Genomic DNA, 17,378 nt, shown 5'->3' on the forward strand with positions numbered 1-17,378 from the left:
CACCGAACACCCGGGCTCACCCCTCCACCGGCCCGAAGCCGGGATCACCCCTCCGCCCGCCCGGACACACCCGGGCTCACCCCTCCGCCCGCCCGAAGACCCGGGTCACCCGTCCGCCCCACCGAACACCCGGGCTCACCCCTCCACCGGCCCGAAGCCGGGATCACCCCTCCGCCCGCCCGGACACACCCGGGCTCACCCCTCCGCCCGCCCGAACAACGGCGCGAGCAGCAACTGGGCCGCGCCCTCCGCCACGCCGCGCGCCCCTCCGGGAGCGATGGTCACCGGTACGCCCGCGGTCGTGCCCTCGCGCAGGGCGCGTGCGTCGAGGACGGCACCCACCCCCCGGAGGAAGGGCTCCGGGTGCGCGGCCACGGTACGGCCGCCGAGCAGGACCAGGTCGATGTCGAGCAGTCCGGCCAGGTTCGCGGCGCCCACACCGAGGACGCGTGCCGCCTCGGGCACGTCGCCGCGCGCGACGGCGGCGAGGCAGAGCGCCTCCAGGCAGCCCCGGTTCCCGCACCCGCACGACGGCCCGTCGAGCTGGATGACCTGGTGCCCGAACTCCCCCGCCCCGGTCCGCGCACCCCGGTGCACGGCGCCGCCGATCACCAACCCGGCGCCGAGTCCGGTCCCGAGGTGCAGATAGGCGAACGACGCGTCCGTCGTCTCGGCCGCCCCGCCGAGGGCGAGCCCGAGCGCGGCGGCGTTGGTGTCCTTGTCGACGACCACGGGCATCGCCAGCCGCCGGGCCAGTGCCTCCCGCAACGGGAACCCGTCCCACTCGGGGAACCCGGTGACCCGGTGCAGCACGCCGTGCCGGTGGTCGAGCGGGCCGGGGAGAGCGACCCCGAGGCCGAGCACGGCCACGTCACCCACCAGTCCCTGCACCTCGCGGGCCGCCTCCTCGACCACGGCCTCCGCCCCCGCGCCCAGGTCCAGCGGTACCTGCCGCTCCGCGACCACCGCCCCGGTGAGGTCGCACAGCACCGCCCGCAGCTCGTCCCGGTCCAGGTGCAGCCCCACGGCGTGCCCGGCGCCCGGCACCAGCCGCAGCACCGTACGAGGCTTGCCGCCCGTCGAGGCACGGCGGCCCGCCTCCGCCACGAGCCCGTCCGACCGCAGCCGGGCGATGATCTTGCTGACGGCCTGCGGGGTCAGCCCGGTCCGCTCCGCGAGCTCGAGCCGGCTGATCCCGGGCTCCCCGGCCGCCCGCAGCAGATCCAGCACCAAGGCCGTGTTGTGGCTGCGCAGGGCGAACAGGTTCACCCCGCTCGCCGCGGTCCCTCCGCCGTGCCTGCCGTCTCCGCCCGGTCCCGCGTACGTCCTGTTCACGCCCCCATTTTCCCCGGCGCTTGCACTTTGGCAACAGTGTTGCGAAAGTGGGGCGCATGACTGGCACAGCCCCTGGTACTGACACCCCCCTCCGCGTGGGCCTGGTCGGCTACGGCCTCGCGGGCTCCGTCTTCCACTCCCCGCTGATCGCCGCCACCGAGGGCCTGGTCCTCGACACGGTCGTCACCTCGAACCCGGAGCGGCAGCAGCAGGCCCGCGCCGAGTTCCCGGACGTGCGCGTCGCCGCCACCACCGACGAGTTGTGGCCGCGCGCCGGCGAACTGGACCTGATCGTCGTCGCCTCGCCGAACAAGACACACGTCCCGATCGCCACCGCCGCCCTCGAGGCGGGCCTGCCGGTCGTGGTCGACAAGCCGGTCGCGGGCACGGCGGCCGAGGCGCGCGGGCTGGCGGAGCTGGCCGAGGAGCGGGGCCTGCCGCTCTCGGTCTTCCAGAACCGCCGCTGGGACAACGACTTCCTGACCTTGCGCAAGCTGCTGGCCGAGGGCGAGCTGGGCGACGTCTGGCGCTTCGAGTCCCGTTTCGAGCGCTGGCGCCCGAAGCCCAAGGGCGGATGGCGGGAGTCCGGCGACCCCGCAGAGATCGGAGGTCTGCTGTACGACCTGGGCAGCCATGTCGTCGACCAGGCGCTGGTCCTCTTCGGCCCCGCCGCCGCGGTGTACGCCGAGTCGGACGTCCGCCGCCCGGGCGCGGAGGCGGACGACGACACGTTCATCGCGCTCACGCACACCAGCGGCGTCCGCTCCCACCTGTACGTCTCCGCGACGGCGTCCCAACTCGGCCCCCGCTTCCGGGTACTGGGCTCGCGGGCGGGATACGTCAAGTACGGCCTGGACCCGCAGGAGGCCGCCCTGCGCGAGGGCCTGCGCCCCGGCCCGGAGTGGGGACAGGAGCCCGAGTCCCTGTGGGGCCGCGTGGGCTCCGGCGAGTCCCCGCTGACCGGCGGCGGCCGCCTCGAGCCGACCCTGCCCGGCGACTACCCGGCGTACTACGCGGCGGTCGCGAAGGCCCTGCGCGAGGGCGGCCCGAACCCGGTGACGGCCCTGGAGGCGGCCGAGGCCCTGGACGTCCTGGAAGCCGCGCGACGCTCGGCCCACGAGGGCGTGGAGGTGAAGCTGTGACCGCCGTGATGCCCGAGATCCCGGAACTCGAAGAGCAGGAGCGCCACCTGACGCTCTCTCAGTTCACGTACGACGACGCCTGGCGGCTGGGTACGCTGCTGGTGGAGCTGGCGCGGGCCCGCCAGGCCCCGGTGGCCATCGACATCCGCCGCGGCGGCCAGCAGCTCTTCCACGCGGCACTGCCCGGCTCGGCCCCGGACAACGACGCCTGGATCGACCGCAAGCGCCGTGTGGTCGAACGCTACGGCTCCTCGTCGCTGCTGGTCGGCTCACGCTTCCGCGCCAAGGGCACGACGTTCGAGGACTCCTCCCGCCTGGACCCCGACGCGTACGCGGCCCATGGCGGCTCCTTCCCGATCCGGGTCGAGGGAGCCGGGGTGATCGGCACGGTGACGGTGTCGGGCTTGCCGCAGGTGGAGGACCACCGGTTGGTGGTCGAAGCGTTGGAGAGGTTCAAGAACTAGGGGTTGTGGGGTGCCCCTGAAGGGGCGCGGGGAACTGCGCGAGCAACCACATACGGCCTGCAAGCCGCCACACTCGCGCCGTTCCCCACCCATCAGGCGCCCATCAGGCGTCCTTCAGCTCCTGCCGCTGCCGCCCGAGCCCCTCGATCTCCAGCTCGACCACGTCCCCGGCCCGAAGGAACGGCTTCGGCTCGGGCCGCCCCAACGCCACCCCCGCCGGCGTACCGGTGTTGATGACATCACCGGGATACAGCGTCATGAACTGGCTGACGTACCGCACGACTTCGGCGACCGGGAAGATCTGCTCGGCCGTGGTCCCGTCCTGCTTCAGCTCCCCGTTGACCCAGAGCTTCAGGGAAAGGGTCTGCGGGTCCGGCACCTCGTCCGCCGTCACGAGCCAGGGCCCGAGCGGATTGAACGTCTCGCAGTTCTTCCCCTTGTCCCACGTCCCCCCGCGCTCGATCTGGAACTCGCGCTCGGAGACGTCGTGCGCGACGGCGTACCCGGCGACATGCGCCAGTGCCTCCTCATGGGACTCCACATAGCGGGCCGTGCGCCCGATGACGACCGCCAGCTCGACCTCCCAGTCGGTCTTGGTCGACCCGCGCGGCACGAGCACCGTGTCGTTGGGCCCTACCACCGTGTCCGCCGCCTTGAAGAAGATCACCGGCTCGGCGGGCGGCTCGGCACCGGTCTCGCGGGCGTGGTCGTGGTAGTTCAGTCCGATGCACACGATCTTGCCGATCCGGGCGAGCGGCGGCCCGATGCGCAGCCCGGTGGGGTCCAGCGCGGGCAGCTCACCGCTCCCGGCCGCGGCGCGGATCCGGCCGAGCGCCGCGTCGTCGGCGAGCAGCGGCCCGTCGATGTCCGGGACGAGACCGGACAGGTCCCGCAGGGTTCCCTCGGCGTCGAGCAGCGCGGGCCGCTCCGCCCCCGCCGTACCGACTCGCAGCAGCTTCATGGTCACAGTCTCCCTAGATCGCGAGCAGCCGCCGAAGGGTGCGGCCAGGTGCGGCCGGGGCACAGCCATCGGAGGACTGGTCGATCCTCCAAGGTCGGCGGTCAGTCCGCAATACCCTGTTCACGGACTGGACCGCACCCGGTCCCGTATCGCCGTACGCACCCGGGTCGGCGGCACGGCGGGCACGCTGCGGGCGGCGATCAGCGCGCAGACGGCGAGGGCGGAACCGGCGGCGGCGGTCGCGGCGAAGGCGACGGCCGCATAGAGGCTGCCCGTGTCGAGGAGCGCGACCTCGAGCAGCAGGAGCAGCAGCACGGCGGCGGGGCGCAGCTGCGCCCTGGTCCGGATCATCCGCTCCCCTCCCCCAACTCGCCCGCCCCTCACTGCTTTTATACAGGCTCGCTGCCTTTATACAGGCTCGGTCTCGAGCGGCTGCAGCATCCTCTTCGGCTTCAGCAGCGCCCGGCTGACCGGATCGGCCGGGTCGGGATCGAGCCCCGGCCCCGGCAGCATCTCAACGTCCTCGGCGGGCACGATGGTTCCGCAGGCGGGGCATTCACCGTACGACCCGAGTTCCTTGTCCGTGCCGCAGGTCGCGTGCCGGAAGATGCGCAGTTGCGTTTCGGAGCAGTGGTCGCGCCCCCACCGGCCGAGCGCGCGCAGGGTGGGCCACAGGGCGATGCCGCGGTCGGTGGGGACGTACTCGTCGCGCGGCGGGGAGTCCTGGTAGCGGCGCTTCTCGAGGATGCCCTCGGCGGTCAGGGTCTGGAGGCGGGCCGCGAGGACGGCGCGCGGGATGCCGAGGTGGACGAGGAAGTCGTTGTAGCGCCGTACGCCGTAGAGCGCGTCGCGCACGACGAGCAGCGTCCAGCGCTCGCCGACGATCTCCAGCGCGCGGGCGACGGAGCACTCCTGCGTCGCGTAGTCCTTGCCGAGAGCCATGAGCTCACTGTAGCGAGTTTTCGACGCATAAGTTCAATCACCGAACCGACTTTTCCAAAACTTGGTTCAATGACCGAACCGATCCTGCTAGCGTCGCCTTCCTACCCAAGGTTCAATGATCGAACCTTACGATCCGACCCCGCCCCGGAAGGGCAGGCCATGCCACAGCTGCAACGCACCGAACCGACCACGGCACCCCGCACCTCCCCCGCCGCCCCCGAGCCCCCGCGAGCGACCGCCACCCTCGCCCTGACCAGCGCGGCCACGGCCGTGGCGCTGATGACGTACACCGCGCCCGCGGTCACGCTCCCCGCCACCGTCGCCGCCCTGCACACCCCGCTGTCCGCGCAGGCCTGGCTGCTCAACGGCACCCCGCTCGGCCTCGCCGCGCTGCTCCTGGTGGCCGGCAGCCTCGCCGACGACTACGGCCGCCGGCGGATCTTCCTGGCCGGCACGGTCGCCCTCGGCATCACCACCGTGCTCGGCGCCTTCGCCACCTCGACGTGGCTGTTCACGCTGGCCCGGATCGCGCAGGGAGCGGCGAGCGCCGCGCTCCTCGCCAGCAGCCTCGGCCTGATCGTGCACGCCTTCCCGACCCCGCGCGGCCGGCTGCACGCGACCGGCGTGTGGGGCGCCTTCGTCAGCGGCGGCATCGCGGTGGGACCGCTGATCGCGGGGGCGCTGCCCGGCTGGCGGCTCGCGTACGGGGTGCTGGGCGCCGCGGCACTGATCGTCGCGGCCCTGTCCGCCCGGGCACTGACGGAGTCCCGCGCGCCCCGGGGCGGCCGACCGGATCTGGCGGGCGCCCTGGTCTTCAGCCTGGCCCTCGTCTCCCTGGTGGCGGCGCTGACACTGGGCCGGGACGGCTGGCTGCGCACACCGGTGGCGCTGCTGCTGGCGGCGGCCGTGGTCCTGATCGCGGCCTTCGCCCTGATAGAACACCGCACCCGCACCCCGATGATCGACTTGTCCCTGCTGCGCCACCCGCGCTTCCTCGGTTCCGCGGCGGGCGGTCTGTTCACGGGCCTTGCGGTGATCGGCCTGTTCACCTTCCTGCCGACGCTGCTCCAGCGGACGCTGGGCCTGAGCCCGATCGCCACGGCGTGGCTGTTCCTGCTGTGGTCCGGGCTGTCCTTCGTGGTCGCGCTCCAGGTGAAGCGGCTGCCGGGCCACTTCGCGCCCCGCCACCAGCTGGCCCTCGGTTTCGCGCTGCACGCCGTCGCCGTCCTGACGCTGCTCGGCGCGGTGGGCTCCGGCTCCTGGACCCGCGTGCTGCCGGGCCTGGTGATCGGAGGCGTGGGCAGCGGCCTGCTGAACGCCGCGCTCCCCCTGGTCGCCGTGCAGTCGGTCCCCGCCGAACGCGCGGCGATGGGCTCGGGCGCCCAGCAGACGTTCCGCTACATCGGCTCCTGCGCCGGCGTGGCCCTCACCATCGCCCTGGCCACATCGGGCGGCCCCGGCTCACTGGCGCACGGGGCGAACGTCGCCGCGGTCGTCTCGGCGGGCCTGGCGCTCGTGGGCACGGTCGCCGTCCTGGTGCTGCGGGAGCGGGCGTGAGGACTCCCCGTCACCAGAGCAGCAATAGGGCGGCAGCGAGTGCGACGGTCAGTACGGCGCCTGCGGCCAGTGGTCCTCCGGTTCGGCCGGCGGCGCGAAGTCGTTCGTACCTGATATCGGCTGCGGCGTTCCGGTAGCGCATTGCGGAGTAAGCCAGCCCAGTTGCTCCGACAGCCATCAACAGAGCACCCGCGGCCAGTGAACGGGTACGGCTGCCTTCGACGAACTTGGCCGCGGCCAGCCCCAGCGCCATCACGTTCGCGGATGTGCGCAACCATGCGAGGTAGGTGCGCTCGTTCGCCAGATGATCTCGGGTGTGGGATGGGTCTGTGTCATCCCCGGGTCGTTCCTTGCCCATGACTCGCTCTCCTACTGCAGGCCGCAGCGATGCCCGTTCTGTCGCTGTCGCTGTCGCCGAAACCGGGCGGGATCGAAAGTGCCGCTCGGGAGGACTTCGAGCATAGTGGCGGTATGGGCATATGGGATAAAAGAGACGATATGATCGTGCACCGGACCGAGCCCTACAACGCCGAACCACCTCCTGGCGCGCTCGTGGACCCGGTCACCCCTCTGGACACCTTCTATGGCCGCAACCATGCCCCGATTCCCCGCCTGGACGGGGCGAGCTGGCGGCTGCGGGTGGACGGCATGGTCGACCGTCCCCTGGAATTGTCGCTGGACGAACTGCGGTACCGCTTCCCCGAACGGAAGGTGCTCGCCACTTTGCAGTGCGCGGGCAACCGCCGCGCCGACCTCATGGAGTTCCGCGACATACCCGGCCAGGTCCCCTGGGGCCCCGGAGCCATCTCCACGGCATGGTGGACCGGGGCGAGCCTGGCGGATGTGCTGGCCGAGGCAGGGCTGCAGGCCGAAGCGGCCCACATCGCCTTCACCGGCGCCGACGTGTCACAGGATGCCGACCCGCCACAGCCCTTCGGCGCCTCCATACCCGCGGCGAAGGCCACCTCCAGCGAGGTGCTCCTGGCCTGGGCGATGAACGATCAGGCTCTTCCCGTCGCGCACGGCGCCCCGCTGCGCGTCGTCGTCCCGGGCTACATCGGCGCCCGCAGCGTCAAATGGCTCCAGCGCATCACCGCGCAGACCGAACCGTCCGACAACTACTTCCAGTGGGAATACAGCCTCCTGCCTCCCGAGGCCGACCCCCACAAGGCAGGACCAGGCGACGGCATCACTCTCGGGCCGGTCGTCATTCACAGTGCCATCGTGCGGCCCGGCAAAGGCGCCCAGCTACCGTCCGGGCCTACCGAGGTCACCGGCTTCGCCTTCGCCGGCGACGATCGAACGGTGACGCGCGTGGACGTGTCCGCCGACGGTGGCACCACGTGGGTTCACGCCGATCTGGACGCACCGGACAACCTATGGACGTGGCAGCACTGGCGCGCCACGCTCACCCTCCCCGCGGGCGAGACGGAAGTCCTCGCGCGCGCCTGGGACTCCGCCGCAGGCGTGCAGCCCGAATCGCCGGCCACAGTCTGGAACCCCAAGGGCTACGCCAACAACGCCTGGGCCCGCCTCCACGTCACCTGCCACCGCTGAAAGCCCAGCGGCCCTACCGCGGCGGGTGCGGATCCTGGGCGCCACCGCACACCCGACGGCGGAGCGGATCGCGCAACTCGGGCGCACCCAGGAGGGCTGCCACATGGACGCGTCCGTGCAGTCTGCCGTCCTGCCGTACCTGCGCAGTGAACTGGACAAGCGCGGCCTGACGGGCACGAAGATCTCGGCATCGGACGAAACGAGCTACGACCTGGCGCGCACGACGTGGGGCTCCTTCAGTTCGACGACGAAGGGCTACGTCAACCGCGTCAACGTCCACGGCTACCAGGGCTCCGGCGGCGGCAGGGACCTCCTCTACACGGACGTGGTGAAGACGTCGGGCAAGGCCCTGTGGAACTCGGAGACGGGCGACGGCGACGCCACCGGCCTCACCCTGGCCAGCAACCTGCTCCTCGACTTCCGCTGGCTGCACCCGACGGCGTGGGTGTACTGGCAGGTGATGGACCCCACGGCGAGCTGGGCGATGATCGCCTACGACGCGAGCACGCTCCAGCCGGGCGCGGTGCAGACGAAGTACTACGTGATGGCGCAGTTCAGCCGCCACATCCGCCCCGGCATGACGATCCTCGACACGGGGGTCGACTACGCGGTCGCGGCCCTGGACAAATCAGCCAAGCGCCTGGTGATCGTGGCGGCGAACAAGTCCACCTCCGCCCAGACCCTGACCTTCGACCTCTCCCGCTTCACGACGGTGACGGGCGGCACGGGCGGCGTGGTCCCGCGCTGGAACACGGTCACGGGCGGTGGCGGCGACCTGTACACGGCACACTCGGACACGTACCTGAGCGGAAAGACGCTGAGCGTGCCGTTCGCGGCGGGCGCGGTGCAGACGCTGCAGGTGGACGGGGTGGTGGCCTGACCACCTGAGGCCCCCCCGAGGTGACCCCCAAGGGAGACCTGCGCCACCCCTGGCCTGCGAATCTCTCCTGTTTGTCAGCCGTCGGCAGTACGGTGTCCCCCATGCGCCCCGACACGCCTGCCGAGAACGTCGACCACAACGCCGAAGCAGCACGCCTGGAGCGGACTGCCGGTCTGTATCCCGAGGACGCGGAGCACCTGCTGTTGCAGGCCGCGGCCCACCGGGAACTGGCCGGCGACCGCCCCGGCGCGACCGCGCTGTACGACCGCCTGCTGTCCTCCGGTGAGCCGCTGGAGAACCCCCACCTGGTACGCGCCCTGAAGGCGTCCAACCTGTGGGAGTACGACCACGAGGCGGAAGCGCGGGCGATCATCGAGGGAATCCGCACGGCCGCCCCGCGGCACCCTGCCCCCTGGGTGATCATCGCGGAGTCCCTGGAGTCGCACGACGAGCTCGAGGCGGCCGAGAAGACGTTCACGGAGGGCCTACGGCTCCTGGTGGGCGACGGCACTAAACCCCCGCAGTCCACGCACCCCCTCCTCTACGGCCGCCACCGGGTCCGCCGCATGCTGGGCGCGCCCCACGACGAGTGGGACGCCCTGGCGGACTCCGTCCACTCCTCCTCCATCACCCTGGACGAGCTGCACGACCCCAAGCGCGTCTGGACCCTGGGCTCGAACAACCCGGCGGAGCTGAAGGCGGAGATCACCCGCCTCCGAGCAGAACTGGGCGCGCACCGGGAGGCCCTGTCCCGCCCGTTCCCGGTCGCGGTCCTGCACTGGCCGGCGGGCGAGCTGGCGGAGCTGGTGGCGATGTACCCGTCGCTGGTCGCCGAGTACCCGTCGCACGAGGAGCACCTGGCGACGATAGAGGCGTCACTGAGGGAACTGGCGGCCTCCGGGACGGCGAACCTGGGCATCGTGTCGGGCACGGTGCCGTCGTACGAGGCGTTCGCGGCCTCGGAGGGCGCGTCACCGGGGGATGCGGCACTGCTGCCGCAGTACGCGACGATCTTGGCCGCGCGGGGGCGGGCTGTGGCTTGGCCGCCGGAGCGGGGGAATGGGTGCTGGTGTGGGTCGGGGGCGGTTTATGAGGGGTGCCACGGGGACTGAGGGCGAACCCACGGCCTCAGTTGGCGGGGCACACCCCGGAAGTCACGGGCTTCCACCTCGTCCGGGCGGGGCGTTCCTGCATCACCGCAATTGGTGCGTTTGAGCCACTCGCGGCCTCGGCGTGGCCTGGTCGAAGCAACGCGAGGTGTCCCAAACCCACCAACTGCTGCTCTCTGCGCTCCGAAAACGATCACCTTTCGGCACAAGACCTTCGATTGTCAGTGGTTCCTGTTAGAACAGAGCCACATTGACGCGTGGCGATCGAGGGGGTCATGGTGACGGAAGCGGGGGGTCCGGCACAGCCGGTGGCTGGGGTGTACGAGAAGCTGATCACCCGGAGCGTGGACAACGAGCTGGGTCAGCTCGAGGCCATGGGGTGGAAGGCCATCGACGCGGAGGTCAGCGCCGAATCCTCACCTCATGTGCTGGCTCGTCACATCGGCGAGGTAGTCGCCCACAGGCTCAACCAGCTCCCGCCCGACCAGCAGGTGCCCTTCGTCAACCAAATACTCGAGTCCCTGGCCACTGGTACGGCTGGCCAAAGTGACGCCGAGCCCATCAGTACGGTCGTCGAGGGACCGCGGCAGCTTCTCGCCCTCGCCAAGCAAGAGTCACCGGGCGCCTACGCGATCCGCCCGCTTACTCCGCTCTCCGAGACGTCGTTGCTTACGAACTCGCCGGAGGACGTCAGCCTGGGCTCGGAGCTGCGGGCCGAGCTGGCGACCGCGGACCGTATCGACCTCCTTTGCGCGTTCGTGAAGTGGTACGGCATACGGGTCCTGGAGGACGCTCTCCGCTCCGCCAAGGAGCGAGGCGTAGAAATCCGGGTCATCACGACCACCTACATGGGCGCCACCGACCGCCATGCGCTCGACCGTCTCGTCCGCGACTTCGGTGCCACCGTCAAGGTCAACTACGAGACCCGCTCCACGCGCCTGCACGCCAAGGCCTGGCTGTTCCGGCGCGAGACGGGCTTCGATACCGCCTACGTCGGCAGCTCGAATCTGTCCAAGGCCGCACTGCTCGACGGCCTGGAGTGGAACGTACGTCTGTCGTCCGTCGCGACGCCCGCGGTGCTGGACAAGTTCGAGGCGACGTTCGACGCGTACTGGAATGACATCGCCTTCGAGACGTACGACCCAGACCTCCACGGCGAGCGCCTCGATGGAGCACTGGCTCAGGCGAGTGGCAGCATCCCGTCCACCGACCTGAAGATCAACCTCTCCGGTCTCGAGGTGCGTCCCTTCCCGCACCAGCGAGACATGCTCGAGCGGCTCAGAGTCGAGCGGGAGATCCGCGGGCGGCACCGGAACCTGCTCGTCGCTGCCACTGGCACGGGGAAGACCGTGATGGCCGCGCTTGACTACCGCAGTCTGTGCAGGAAGTCGACCGACGGACGGCTCAAGCTGTTGTTCGTGGCCCACCGCAAGGAGATCCTCAATCAGTCCCTGCGCAAGTACCAGGAGGTACTGGACGACGCCTCCTTCGGGGAGCCGCTGCACGCGGGGGAGGATCCGCACGAGTGGAACCACGTCTTCGCCAGCGTTCAGTCCCTCAACGTCCGGCGGCTGGAGCAACTGTCGCCTGATCACTTCGACGTCATCGTCATCGACGAGTTCCATCACGCCACCGCCGCCACATACCGCCGGGTCATCGACCACTTCACGCCGAAGGAGTTGTTGGGTCTGACGGCGACTCCCGAGCGGATGGACGGGCACAACGTCCAGGACGAGTTCTTCGAGGGGCGCATCGCTGCCGAGATGCGACTGTGGGAGGCGTTGGAGAACGACCTGCTGTGCCCCTTCCACTATTTTGGCGTCCCGGATGGCACAGACCTGAGGAGCCTGGGCTGGCAGAAGGGTACGTACGCTGACCAGGAACTCGACAACCTCTACACGGGCAACGACGCCCGCGCCCGGATCGTGCTGAAGCAGATCCGGGACAAGGTCTCCAACCCTGGGGCGATGCGGGCGCTGGGCTTCTGCGTGAGCAAAGCGCACGCCCACTTCATGGCGGACTTCTTCCGCAAGGCCGGCTTCCAGGCCGTGGCACTCGACAGCGACTCGCCCGCTGGCCAGCGCGCCCAGGCGCTGAAGGACCTGGGTGATGGAAAACTCCAGGTGATCTTCTCCGTCGACCTGTTCAACGAGGGACTCGACATCCCCGGCGTCGACACCCTGCTCCTCCTCCGCCCCACCAACAGCGCGACGATCTTTCTCCAGCAGTTGGGCCGGGGGCTGAGGCGCACCGAGACGAAGCCAGTGCTCACGGTCCTCGACTTCATCGGACAGCACCGAGCGGAGTTCCGCTTCGAGGAGCAGTTCCGGGCTCTGACGAACCTGTCGCGGAACCGGCTCGTCGACCACATCGAGCATGACTTCCCGCAGCTGCCATCTGGCTGTCAGATCATCCTGGAAGGCAAGTCCAAGGGCCTCGTTCTCGACAACATCCGGACGCAACTGGGCGCGACGGTCAAGACGTTGGTGAACGAAGTCAAGGCGTACAGCACGCCGCGCCTCGCCGACTACCTCCGAGAAAGCCGTCGGGAGATCAAGGAGCTGTACAAGAGCGACAACTCCTGGACGACCGTCCTGCGCCGGGCTGGCCTGATCTCGGAAGCCGCACCTTCGGGAGAAGCGGCGCTGCTCAAGCGGGTCCATGCTTTTCTCCACGTGGACGACCCCGAGCGCGCCCAGACCTACCTCCGCCTGCTCGAAGACGACGCCCCGCCATACGAGGAACTAGGGCCGGCCGATCAGTCGTACGCCCGCATGCTGTTCTTCAACCTCTGGGATAATGCGGGCGGCTTCACCAGCTTTCAGGAGGGACTGGAGTCACTGCGCCCCCAGCGGGCGTTCCGGGACGAGTTGAGGCAGTTGCTTTCGCACGTCATCGAGCGGGCCGACCACTTCCCCATCCCGCTGTCGGGCCGCCTCAGTCATGTCCCGCTGAAGGTGCACAGTGCGTACAACCGCTCGGAGATCCTCGCCGCTCTCTGGGTGGCGCGCTTCGGCGGCCAGATGCCCAGGTCCTTTGCGCAGGGCGTGCAGTGGGTCGAGGATCTCCAGACGGATGCCTTGCTCATCACACTGGAGAAGAACGAGAAGGACTTCTCACCCACCGTCAGGTACAAGGACTACGCGCTGAGCCCGACGCTCTTCCACTGGGAGTCTCAGAACTCGACGGCGGCCGACTCCCGCACTGGTATGCGCTACCGGGAGCACGCACAGCGGGGCAGTCACGTCCTGCTCTTCATGCGGCGCTACAAGAACACCGACATAGGCAAGTCTCAGCCCTGGATACTCCTCGGTCCGGCCACGTACGAACGCCACACCGGCAGCAAGCCGATGGCGATCACCTGGCGCCTGAAGCACGAGCTTCCGGCCGACGTGTGGACGTACTCGGCCATCACAGCAAGCTGACCTGAGCCCGGGAGGGCCACCCGCCGACAAATCAGCGGGTACCGGCCTCGGCCTCGAAATGCGCCTGGGCCCGGTCTAGCACGTCGTCCGGGTCCCGGCCGTGTGCGCCCAGCCAGTGGAGGAGATCGGTAATCACGTCGATCACCGTCTCCTCCGCAACTGTTGCCTCCAACCGACCCCAACCGGAACCCTGCGGCAGCTTCATCGCATTGGTGTAGAACCCAAGGACGCTGGCGGCTCGGGCAATTCGGGGCCCTGAGGTGTGGCCATTGACGGCGGTCAGGCTCGTACGGAGCTCGCACCACGGCAGTTGGACCCACCACTCGCAGGCGCCAACTGGGAGCCGACCTGCGTCGACTCCGCGAGGTGAAGGGGCTGACTCTTGAGGAGGCGGGAGCCCGAGTCGGCATCTCTAAGGCGACGCTCAGCCGCTACGAGACGAAGGAGGGCACGGTGAAGTGGCCGGCCGTCGACGCTCTGTGCCGTGAGTACGGAGCGTCCGAGGAAGAGCGCTTGGCTCTCGTGGAGTTGGCGAAGGGCGCAAAGATCCAGGGCTGGTGGCGCTCGCTGGCCGATCCGATCCCCGAGTCCATGAACCTCATGCTCACCCTCGAGGACGAGGTCGTGCGCGAGGACCACTACGCCTGCATGTACATCCCTGGGCTCTTGCAGACCCGCAGGTACGCCGAGGCTGTACACCGTGCCTCCGAAGTGCAGTGCCCGGAACGGGAGGTACAGCACATGGTCGACATCCGCATGAAGCGGCAGGAGCTCTTGGAGCGGGACGAACCGCCGCACATCTGGTGTGTGATTGATGAGGCAGCGATCCGGCGCCGTGTTGGTGGCGGCCAGGTCATGCAGGAACAGCTCAAGCATCTTCTTGCCATCGCGCAGCGACCCAACGTGACGATTCAGGTGCTCCCCTTTTCAACAGGAGCCCACGCGGCGTCGGTGGGTAGCTTCGCAATCCTGCGTGGTCAGAGCCCTGAGCTGGACGTCGTGTACATGGATCTCCTCGGCGGTGGGCTCTTCATGGAGAAGCCGCAGGAACTGGAGCGTTATAGGTTGGCGTTCGAGTATCTCAGCGCCCAGGCCCTCGACTTGGAGTCCTCGGCCGAGCTCGTCGACCGCATAAGCCAGGAGATCGCGTGACGGCAGCCATAGCGAACCAGTGGTTCAAGTCTTCGTACAGCGGCGGCAGCGGGACCGAGTGCGTGGAGTGTGCGCTTGCCCTCGACGGCATGCTGGTAAGAGACTCCAAACTCTCGGGGGGCCCTGTTATCTCTGTCGGGGACGGGGCCTGGCGCTTCTTTGTACGTGCGGTGCGCCAGGCCGCACTATCTGTCCAGTCTTCACCGCGGCAAGAGCTGTAGGCCACTGCGTGCCATCGTGAGCGCTGGCTCAAGGTCAGCCCAACGCGTCGATGGCCTTACGATCAACGCGCGGGCTTCCGCGCCGTACACGACCATGCTGCGCAGTTCCTCGAACGCCTTCACGTACAGCGCGGCCTCGGACGGCTGGGTGACCTGGACGCGCGCCGACAGTAGTTCGACCGAGACGAAGGTGTCGTCGTACACGTGGAACAGTTCCTGCGGCCACAGGACCCGTTCCGAGGTCGCACTGGGGATGATCCCGAGCGATACCGATGGCAGGGCACCTGCGGTCAGCAGGTAGCCGAGTTGCGCGGCCATCGCGTCGCTGTCGCCCAGGGAAAGAAGGTGCACCTGCCCAGTGAACACTGAGTGCATCATTCAGGAACTTCTGGAAGAAGGACTGGACGACTGGGTGCCTGTCGATCCTCTGGTCGGACTCGCACAAGAGACAGTCGAGCAGTCCGGCCGCGACTTCCGCGAGGTGGCCACGGAAACGCTCACCCAACTGGTGAGCGGCGGACTGATGCAAGTGGGAGACCTCGGCGACAGCGGCTTCGAAGCGTGGAGCGGCACTCCCGACGCCATCGTGAAGCGAGTCGTATCCACACTCGAAGAATTCGACTGGCGGCCGCAGGGCGGCGCCTGCTGGCTCGCCAACACGGGGCACGGCAACAGCCGAGCGCCGCGCTAGAACCGGATTCTTGACTGCGCATACCGCGCCACTCGCACTCTCGGGGTGGTGCGGCTGTGCACGACTACTCGGCGGCCGCGTCGTCCGGCACGCTGGCGGTCATCGCCGGGGGCTCGCTGGCTATCGGCAAACCGTTCACTCTGGGCATCGCCAAGCGCACCACGCCCCGCGTGCTGTGGGGACTGAGGCCCTTTCATCCGGACCAACGTCGTCATCACCGCCGTGTGGACCGCCGCCTTCGCCCTGACCGCCATCGTGCTCGCCGTCGTCGCGCACGCCGGGAACGCGCACTCCACCACGGCCACCCTCATCCAGGTCGCCGGATTCGTGAGTTCACGGTCCGCCACGTCGCCGCCGTCCAGGCCAAGGCCGGCGCCGCTGACAGATCGGCCGGGCCGGCCCCGCCCGGCCGACTGCCCGTCCGGCCCCGGAGGCTACCTCCGTACCCAGAGGCAGAAGGGGTGCCCCGCCGGGTCGTACAGGACGCGTACGTCGTCCTGGGGCTGGAAGTCCGCCACCGTGGCGCCCAGCGCGCGGGCGTGCTCGACGGCCGTCGGCAGGTCAGTCACCTCGATGTCCAGGTGCATCATCATCTGCTGTTCGGACGGGGTGGACGGCCACCGTGGGCGCCTGTAGGACGGCTCTGTCTGGAACGACAGGCCGGTGGTGCCGTCGGGTGGCGCGATCTCGACCCAGCCCGGCTCTTCCTTCCGAACCGGCCAGCCGAGCAGGTCCTGGTAGAACCGCGCGAGTTCGTGGGCGTTCGGTGCGTCGAGGGTGGTCGCGGACAGCGTGAAACGCGGTTGCGGCTTCATAGGGTCCTGGTGCCCCGGTTTCCCGGCGGGAGGCCGTCACCCCCGGCGGGAGGGTTCGCTCGACGAGCGTGTCGACCGGGGCACGCACCCCGTCTGGGCTAGGCGGCCGGCGCGTCCATGAGGGTGTCGATCCTCAGACGCAGAACGGCGGAGTCGGCACCGGTGACGAAGACGGACACAGCGTTCAGGTCGTCATCGTCGTCCTCGTCGTCCTCGTCGAAGGGGCGTGCCAGCGCGAGGTGGACGTGGGCGGTCGCACCGCCACATGCCGCCGGGACGTTCGGGCTGCTACGCCTGCGGTGGCACTGGTAAGGAGTGACGCTCCGGTTGTCGCCCGGCCGTACGGCGGAACAGGGCCGTCCAGAGGACGGCTTCGCCGAAGTGCGGGGAGTCCGGTGCCTCGTCGTGCATGCGACGCAGCTCGATCTCCTCCAGGTCGCAGAAGATCCGGCGCAGGGACTCCGGGGTGTAGGCCAGGCCGCCCTTGAGGCCCTCCTCGCGGTAGAAGTCGATGTCGTCGAGTTCGGAGCCCATCGCGCCGGCCGCGAAGCAGGTCAGGGCGAGGTGGCCGCCGGGGGCCAGGGCCCGCTCGAGGAGGGCGAGGTAGCTGATGCGGCGGTGCGGCGGCAGGTGGTGGAAGCAGCCGGAGTCGTGGATCAGGTCGTAGGGGCCGGGCAGTTCGGTGTCCGCGAGGGCGAACGCGTCGCCGCAGAGGAACCTGACCTCGGCTCCCTCCTTCTGGGCGCGCTCCTCGGCCCAGGCGACGGCCGCCGGGGACAGGTCGACGGCGTCCACCTCGAAGCCTGCGGTGGCGAGGTGGAGGGCGTTGCGGCCGGGGCCGCAGCCCAGGTCGAGGGCGCGGCCCGGGGTGATCAGGCCGCGTTCGAGGTAGGAGACGAGGTTTTCGTCCGGCTTGGCCACGAAGAACGGCACGGGCTTGGAACGGTCGGCGTAGAAGCCGTCCCACCAGGAGGCCGCGCCTGCCGTCCAGCGGTCGGCCGCGGGCGCGAACAAGGCGTCCAGAAGCTTGAGTACGTCGTCGACCGTGCGGATGTCGCGGTCCATCCGGTCCCCCTTTCGCGTGCGGCGATTCTAGGGCGGGTCACCGGGCCTACGCAGGTCGGGCG

16 protein-coding genes and 3 pseudogenes are annotated in these 17,378 nt (G+C 69.7%); 10 read left to right on the top strand and 9 right to left on the bottom strand.

Annotated elements, in window-relative coordinates; genetic code table 11:
• Positions 1 to 195 precede the first annotated feature (195 nt).
• The gene (locus AB0N14_RS07425; RefSeq protein WP_366024870.1) at positions 196 to 1,269 is read right to left on the bottom strand and encodes an ROK family transcriptional regulator; all 1,074 of its coding nucleotides are present in this window, start codon (positions 1,267 to 1,269) and stop codon (positions 196 to 198) included.
• Between the two features lie 122 nt (positions 1,270 to 1,391).
• Between AB0N14_RS07425 and AB0N14_RS07430 the strand changes: the two genes are divergently transcribed.
• Positions 1,392 to 2,477 carry a Gfo/Idh/MocA family oxidoreductase gene (locus AB0N14_RS07430; RefSeq protein ID WP_366024743.1) on the top strand — a complete coding sequence of 362 codons (1,086 nt, stop codon included), beginning with the start codon at positions 1,392 to 1,394 and terminating at the stop codon, positions 2,475 to 2,477.
• A gap of 8 nt (positions 2,478 to 2,485) precedes the next feature.
• The gene (locus AB0N14_RS07435) at positions 2,486 to 2,941 is read left to right on the top strand and encodes a heme-degrading domain-containing protein (protein ID WP_366024871.1); all 456 of its coding nucleotides are present in this window, start codon (positions 2,486 to 2,488) and stop codon (positions 2,939 to 2,941) included.
• 103 nt (positions 2,942 to 3,044) lie between these two features.
• Here the strand turns inward: AB0N14_RS07435 and AB0N14_RS07440 are convergent, their stop codons facing one another.
• The 3 genes and pseudogenes from AB0N14_RS07440 to AB0N14_RS07450 form a co-directional block, all read right to left on the bottom strand.
• Positions 3,045 to 3,902: a fumarylacetoacetate hydrolase family protein gene (locus AB0N14_RS07440; protein ID WP_366024744.1), complete on the bottom strand. Its 858-nt coding sequence runs from the start codon at positions 3,900 to 3,902 to the stop codon at positions 3,045 to 3,047.
• 132 nt (positions 3,903 to 4,034) lie between these two features.
• A pseudogene (locus AB0N14_RS07445) lies at positions 4,035 to 4,253 on the bottom strand (hypothetical protein); the annotation flags it as partial.
• A gap of 57 nt (positions 4,254 to 4,310) precedes the next feature.
• Complete coding sequence (locus AB0N14_RS07450) at positions 4,311 to 4,844, bottom strand: helix-turn-helix domain-containing protein (RefSeq protein ID WP_366024745.1); 534 nt, start codon at positions 4,842 to 4,844, stop codon at positions 4,311 to 4,313.
• 159 nt (positions 4,845 to 5,003) lie between these two features.
• Between AB0N14_RS07450 and AB0N14_RS07455 the strand changes: the two genes are divergently transcribed.
• On the top strand, positions 5,004 to 6,401 hold the full coding sequence (locus tag AB0N14_RS07455) for an MFS transporter (protein ID WP_366024746.1): 1,398 nt from the start codon (positions 5,004 to 5,006) through the stop codon (positions 6,399 to 6,401).
• Positions 6,402 to 6,411: 10 nt separating this feature from the next.
• Here the strand turns inward: AB0N14_RS07455 and AB0N14_RS07460 are convergent, their stop codons facing one another.
• Complete coding sequence (locus tag AB0N14_RS07460; protein WP_366024747.1) at positions 6,412 to 6,759, bottom strand: DUF202 domain-containing protein; 348 nt, start codon at positions 6,757 to 6,759, stop codon at positions 6,412 to 6,414.
• Between the two features lie 140 nt (positions 6,760 to 6,899).
• Here AB0N14_RS07460 and AB0N14_RS07465 point away from each other — a divergent pair, with 140 nt between their 5' ends.
• The 4 genes and pseudogenes from AB0N14_RS07465 (at position 6,900) to AB0N14_RS07480 (ending at position 13,372) form a co-directional block, all read left to right on the top strand.
• Entirely contained in the window at positions 6,900 to 7,958 is a 1,059-nt protein-coding gene (locus AB0N14_RS07465; RefSeq protein WP_366024748.1) for a sulfite oxidase, read from the top strand.
• Between the two features lie 85 nt (positions 7,959 to 8,043).
• Positions 8,044 to 8,838, top strand: a pseudogene (locus AB0N14_RS07470) (beta-1,6-galactanase); the annotation flags it as partial.
• Between the two features lie 101 nt (positions 8,839 to 8,939).
• The gene (locus tag AB0N14_RS07475) at positions 8,940 to 9,950 is read left to right on the top strand and encodes a hypothetical protein (protein ID WP_366024749.1); all 1,011 of its coding nucleotides are present in this window, start codon (positions 8,940 to 8,942) and stop codon (positions 9,948 to 9,950) included.
• Positions 9,951 to 10,222: 272 nt separating this feature from the next.
• A complete protein-coding gene (locus tag AB0N14_RS07480) occupies positions 10,223 to 13,372 on the top strand; it encodes a DUF3427 domain-containing protein (protein WP_366024872.1) in 3,150 nt (1,049 codons plus the stop codon).
• A 31-nt stretch (positions 13,373 to 13,403) separates the two neighbouring features.
• Here the strand turns inward: AB0N14_RS07480 and AB0N14_RS07485 are convergent, their stop codons facing one another.
• Entirely contained in the window at positions 13,404 to 13,577 is a 174-nt protein-coding gene (locus AB0N14_RS07485) for a hypothetical protein (protein ID WP_366024750.1), read from the bottom strand.
• A gap of 131 nt (positions 13,578 to 13,708) precedes the next feature.
• Here AB0N14_RS07485 and AB0N14_RS07490 point away from each other — a divergent pair, with 131 nt between their 5' ends.
• Both AB0N14_RS07490 and AB0N14_RS07495 read left to right on the top strand, forming a co-directional pair.
• Complete coding sequence (locus AB0N14_RS07490; protein WP_366024873.1) at positions 13,709 to 14,524, top strand: helix-turn-helix transcriptional regulator; 816 nt, start codon at positions 13,709 to 13,711, stop codon at positions 14,522 to 14,524.
• A complete protein-coding gene (locus AB0N14_RS07495) occupies positions 14,521 to 14,745 on the top strand; it encodes a DUF397 domain-containing protein (protein ID WP_366024751.1) in 225 nt (74 codons plus the stop codon). The genes AB0N14_RS07490 and AB0N14_RS07495 overlap by 4 nt, the downstream gene beginning before the upstream one ends.
• On the opposite strand, the pseudogene AB0N14_RS07500 reads toward AB0N14_RS07495, so the two are convergent.
• Positions 14,725 to 15,081 (bottom strand): annotated as a pseudogene (locus AB0N14_RS07500) (Scr1 family TA system antitoxin-like transcriptional regulator); the annotation flags it as partial. The gene AB0N14_RS07495 and the pseudogene AB0N14_RS07500 sit on opposite strands and share 21 nt — an antisense overlap.
• A gap of 22 nt (positions 15,082 to 15,103) precedes the next feature.
• Here AB0N14_RS07500 and AB0N14_RS07505 point away from each other — a divergent pair.
• On the top strand, positions 15,104 to 15,436 hold the full coding sequence (locus tag AB0N14_RS07505; RefSeq protein ID WP_366024752.1) for a hypothetical protein: 333 nt from the start codon (positions 15,104 to 15,106) through the stop codon (positions 15,434 to 15,436).
• 434 nt (positions 15,437 to 15,870) lie between these two features.
• Here the strand turns inward: AB0N14_RS07505 and AB0N14_RS07510 are convergent, their stop codons facing one another.
• Positions 15,871 to 16,251, bottom strand: coding sequence for a VOC family protein (locus AB0N14_RS07510; RefSeq protein ID WP_366024753.1), 381 nt, complete (start codon positions 16,249 to 16,251; stop codon positions 15,871 to 15,873).
• A 288-nt stretch (positions 16,252 to 16,539) separates the two neighbouring features.
• A complete protein-coding gene (locus AB0N14_RS07515) occupies positions 16,540 to 17,316 on the bottom strand; it encodes a class I SAM-dependent methyltransferase (RefSeq protein WP_366024754.1) in 777 nt (258 codons plus the stop codon).
• Positions 17,317 to 17,378: the final 62 nt, after the last annotated feature.

Origin of the sequence: Streptomyces sp. NPDC051104, from assembly GCF_040682835.1 — a bacterium.
GTDB lineage: Bacteria > Actinomycetota > Actinomycetes > Streptomycetales > Streptomycetaceae > Streptomyces > Streptomyces cynarae.

Excerpts from the sequence above, each read along its gene's own strand:
- AB0N14_RS07440 (WP_366024744.1), bottom strand. The coding sequence starts at position 3,902 with ATGAAGCTGCTGCGAGTCGGTACGGCGGGGGCGGAGCGGCCCGCGCTG.
- AB0N14_RS07515 (WP_366024754.1), bottom strand. The coding sequence starts at position 17,316 with ATGGACCGCGACATCCGCACGGTCGACGACGTACTCAAGCTTCTGGAC.
- AB0N14_RS07485 (WP_366024750.1), bottom strand. The coding sequence starts at position 13,577 with ATGAAGCTGCCGCAGGGTTCCGGTTGGGGTCGGTTGGAGGCAACAGTT.
- AB0N14_RS07455 (WP_366024746.1), top strand. The coding sequence starts at position 5,004 with ATGCCACAGCTGCAACGCACCGAACCGACCACGGCACCCCGCACCTCC.
- AB0N14_RS07430 (WP_366024743.1), top strand. The coding sequence starts at position 1,392 with ATGACTGGCACAGCCCCTGGTACTGACACCCCCCTCCGCGTGGGCCTG.
- AB0N14_RS07510 (WP_366024753.1), bottom strand. The coding sequence starts at position 16,251 with ATGAAGCCGCAACCGCGTTTCACGCTGTCCGCGACCACCCTCGACGCA.
- AB0N14_RS07450 (WP_366024745.1), bottom strand. The coding sequence starts at position 4,844 with ATGGCTCTCGGCAAGGACTACGCGACGCAGGAGTGCTCCGTCGCCCGC.
- AB0N14_RS07435 (WP_366024871.1), top strand. The coding sequence starts at position 2,486 with ATGCCCGAGATCCCGGAACTCGAAGAGCAGGAGCGCCACCTGACGCTC.
- AB0N14_RS07480 (WP_366024872.1), top strand. The coding sequence starts at position 10,223 with ATGGTGACGGAAGCGGGGGGTCCGGCACAGCCGGTGGCTGGGGTGTAC.
- AB0N14_RS07475 (WP_366024749.1), top strand. The coding sequence starts at position 8,940 with ATGCGCCCCGACACGCCTGCCGAGAACGTCGACCACAACGCCGAAGCA.
- AB0N14_RS07460 (WP_366024747.1), bottom strand. The coding sequence starts at position 6,759 with ATGGGCAAGGAACGACCCGGGGATGACACAGACCCATCCCACACCCGA.
- AB0N14_RS07465 (WP_366024748.1), top strand. The coding sequence starts at position 6,900 with ATGATCGTGCACCGGACCGAGCCCTACAACGCCGAACCACCTCCTGGC.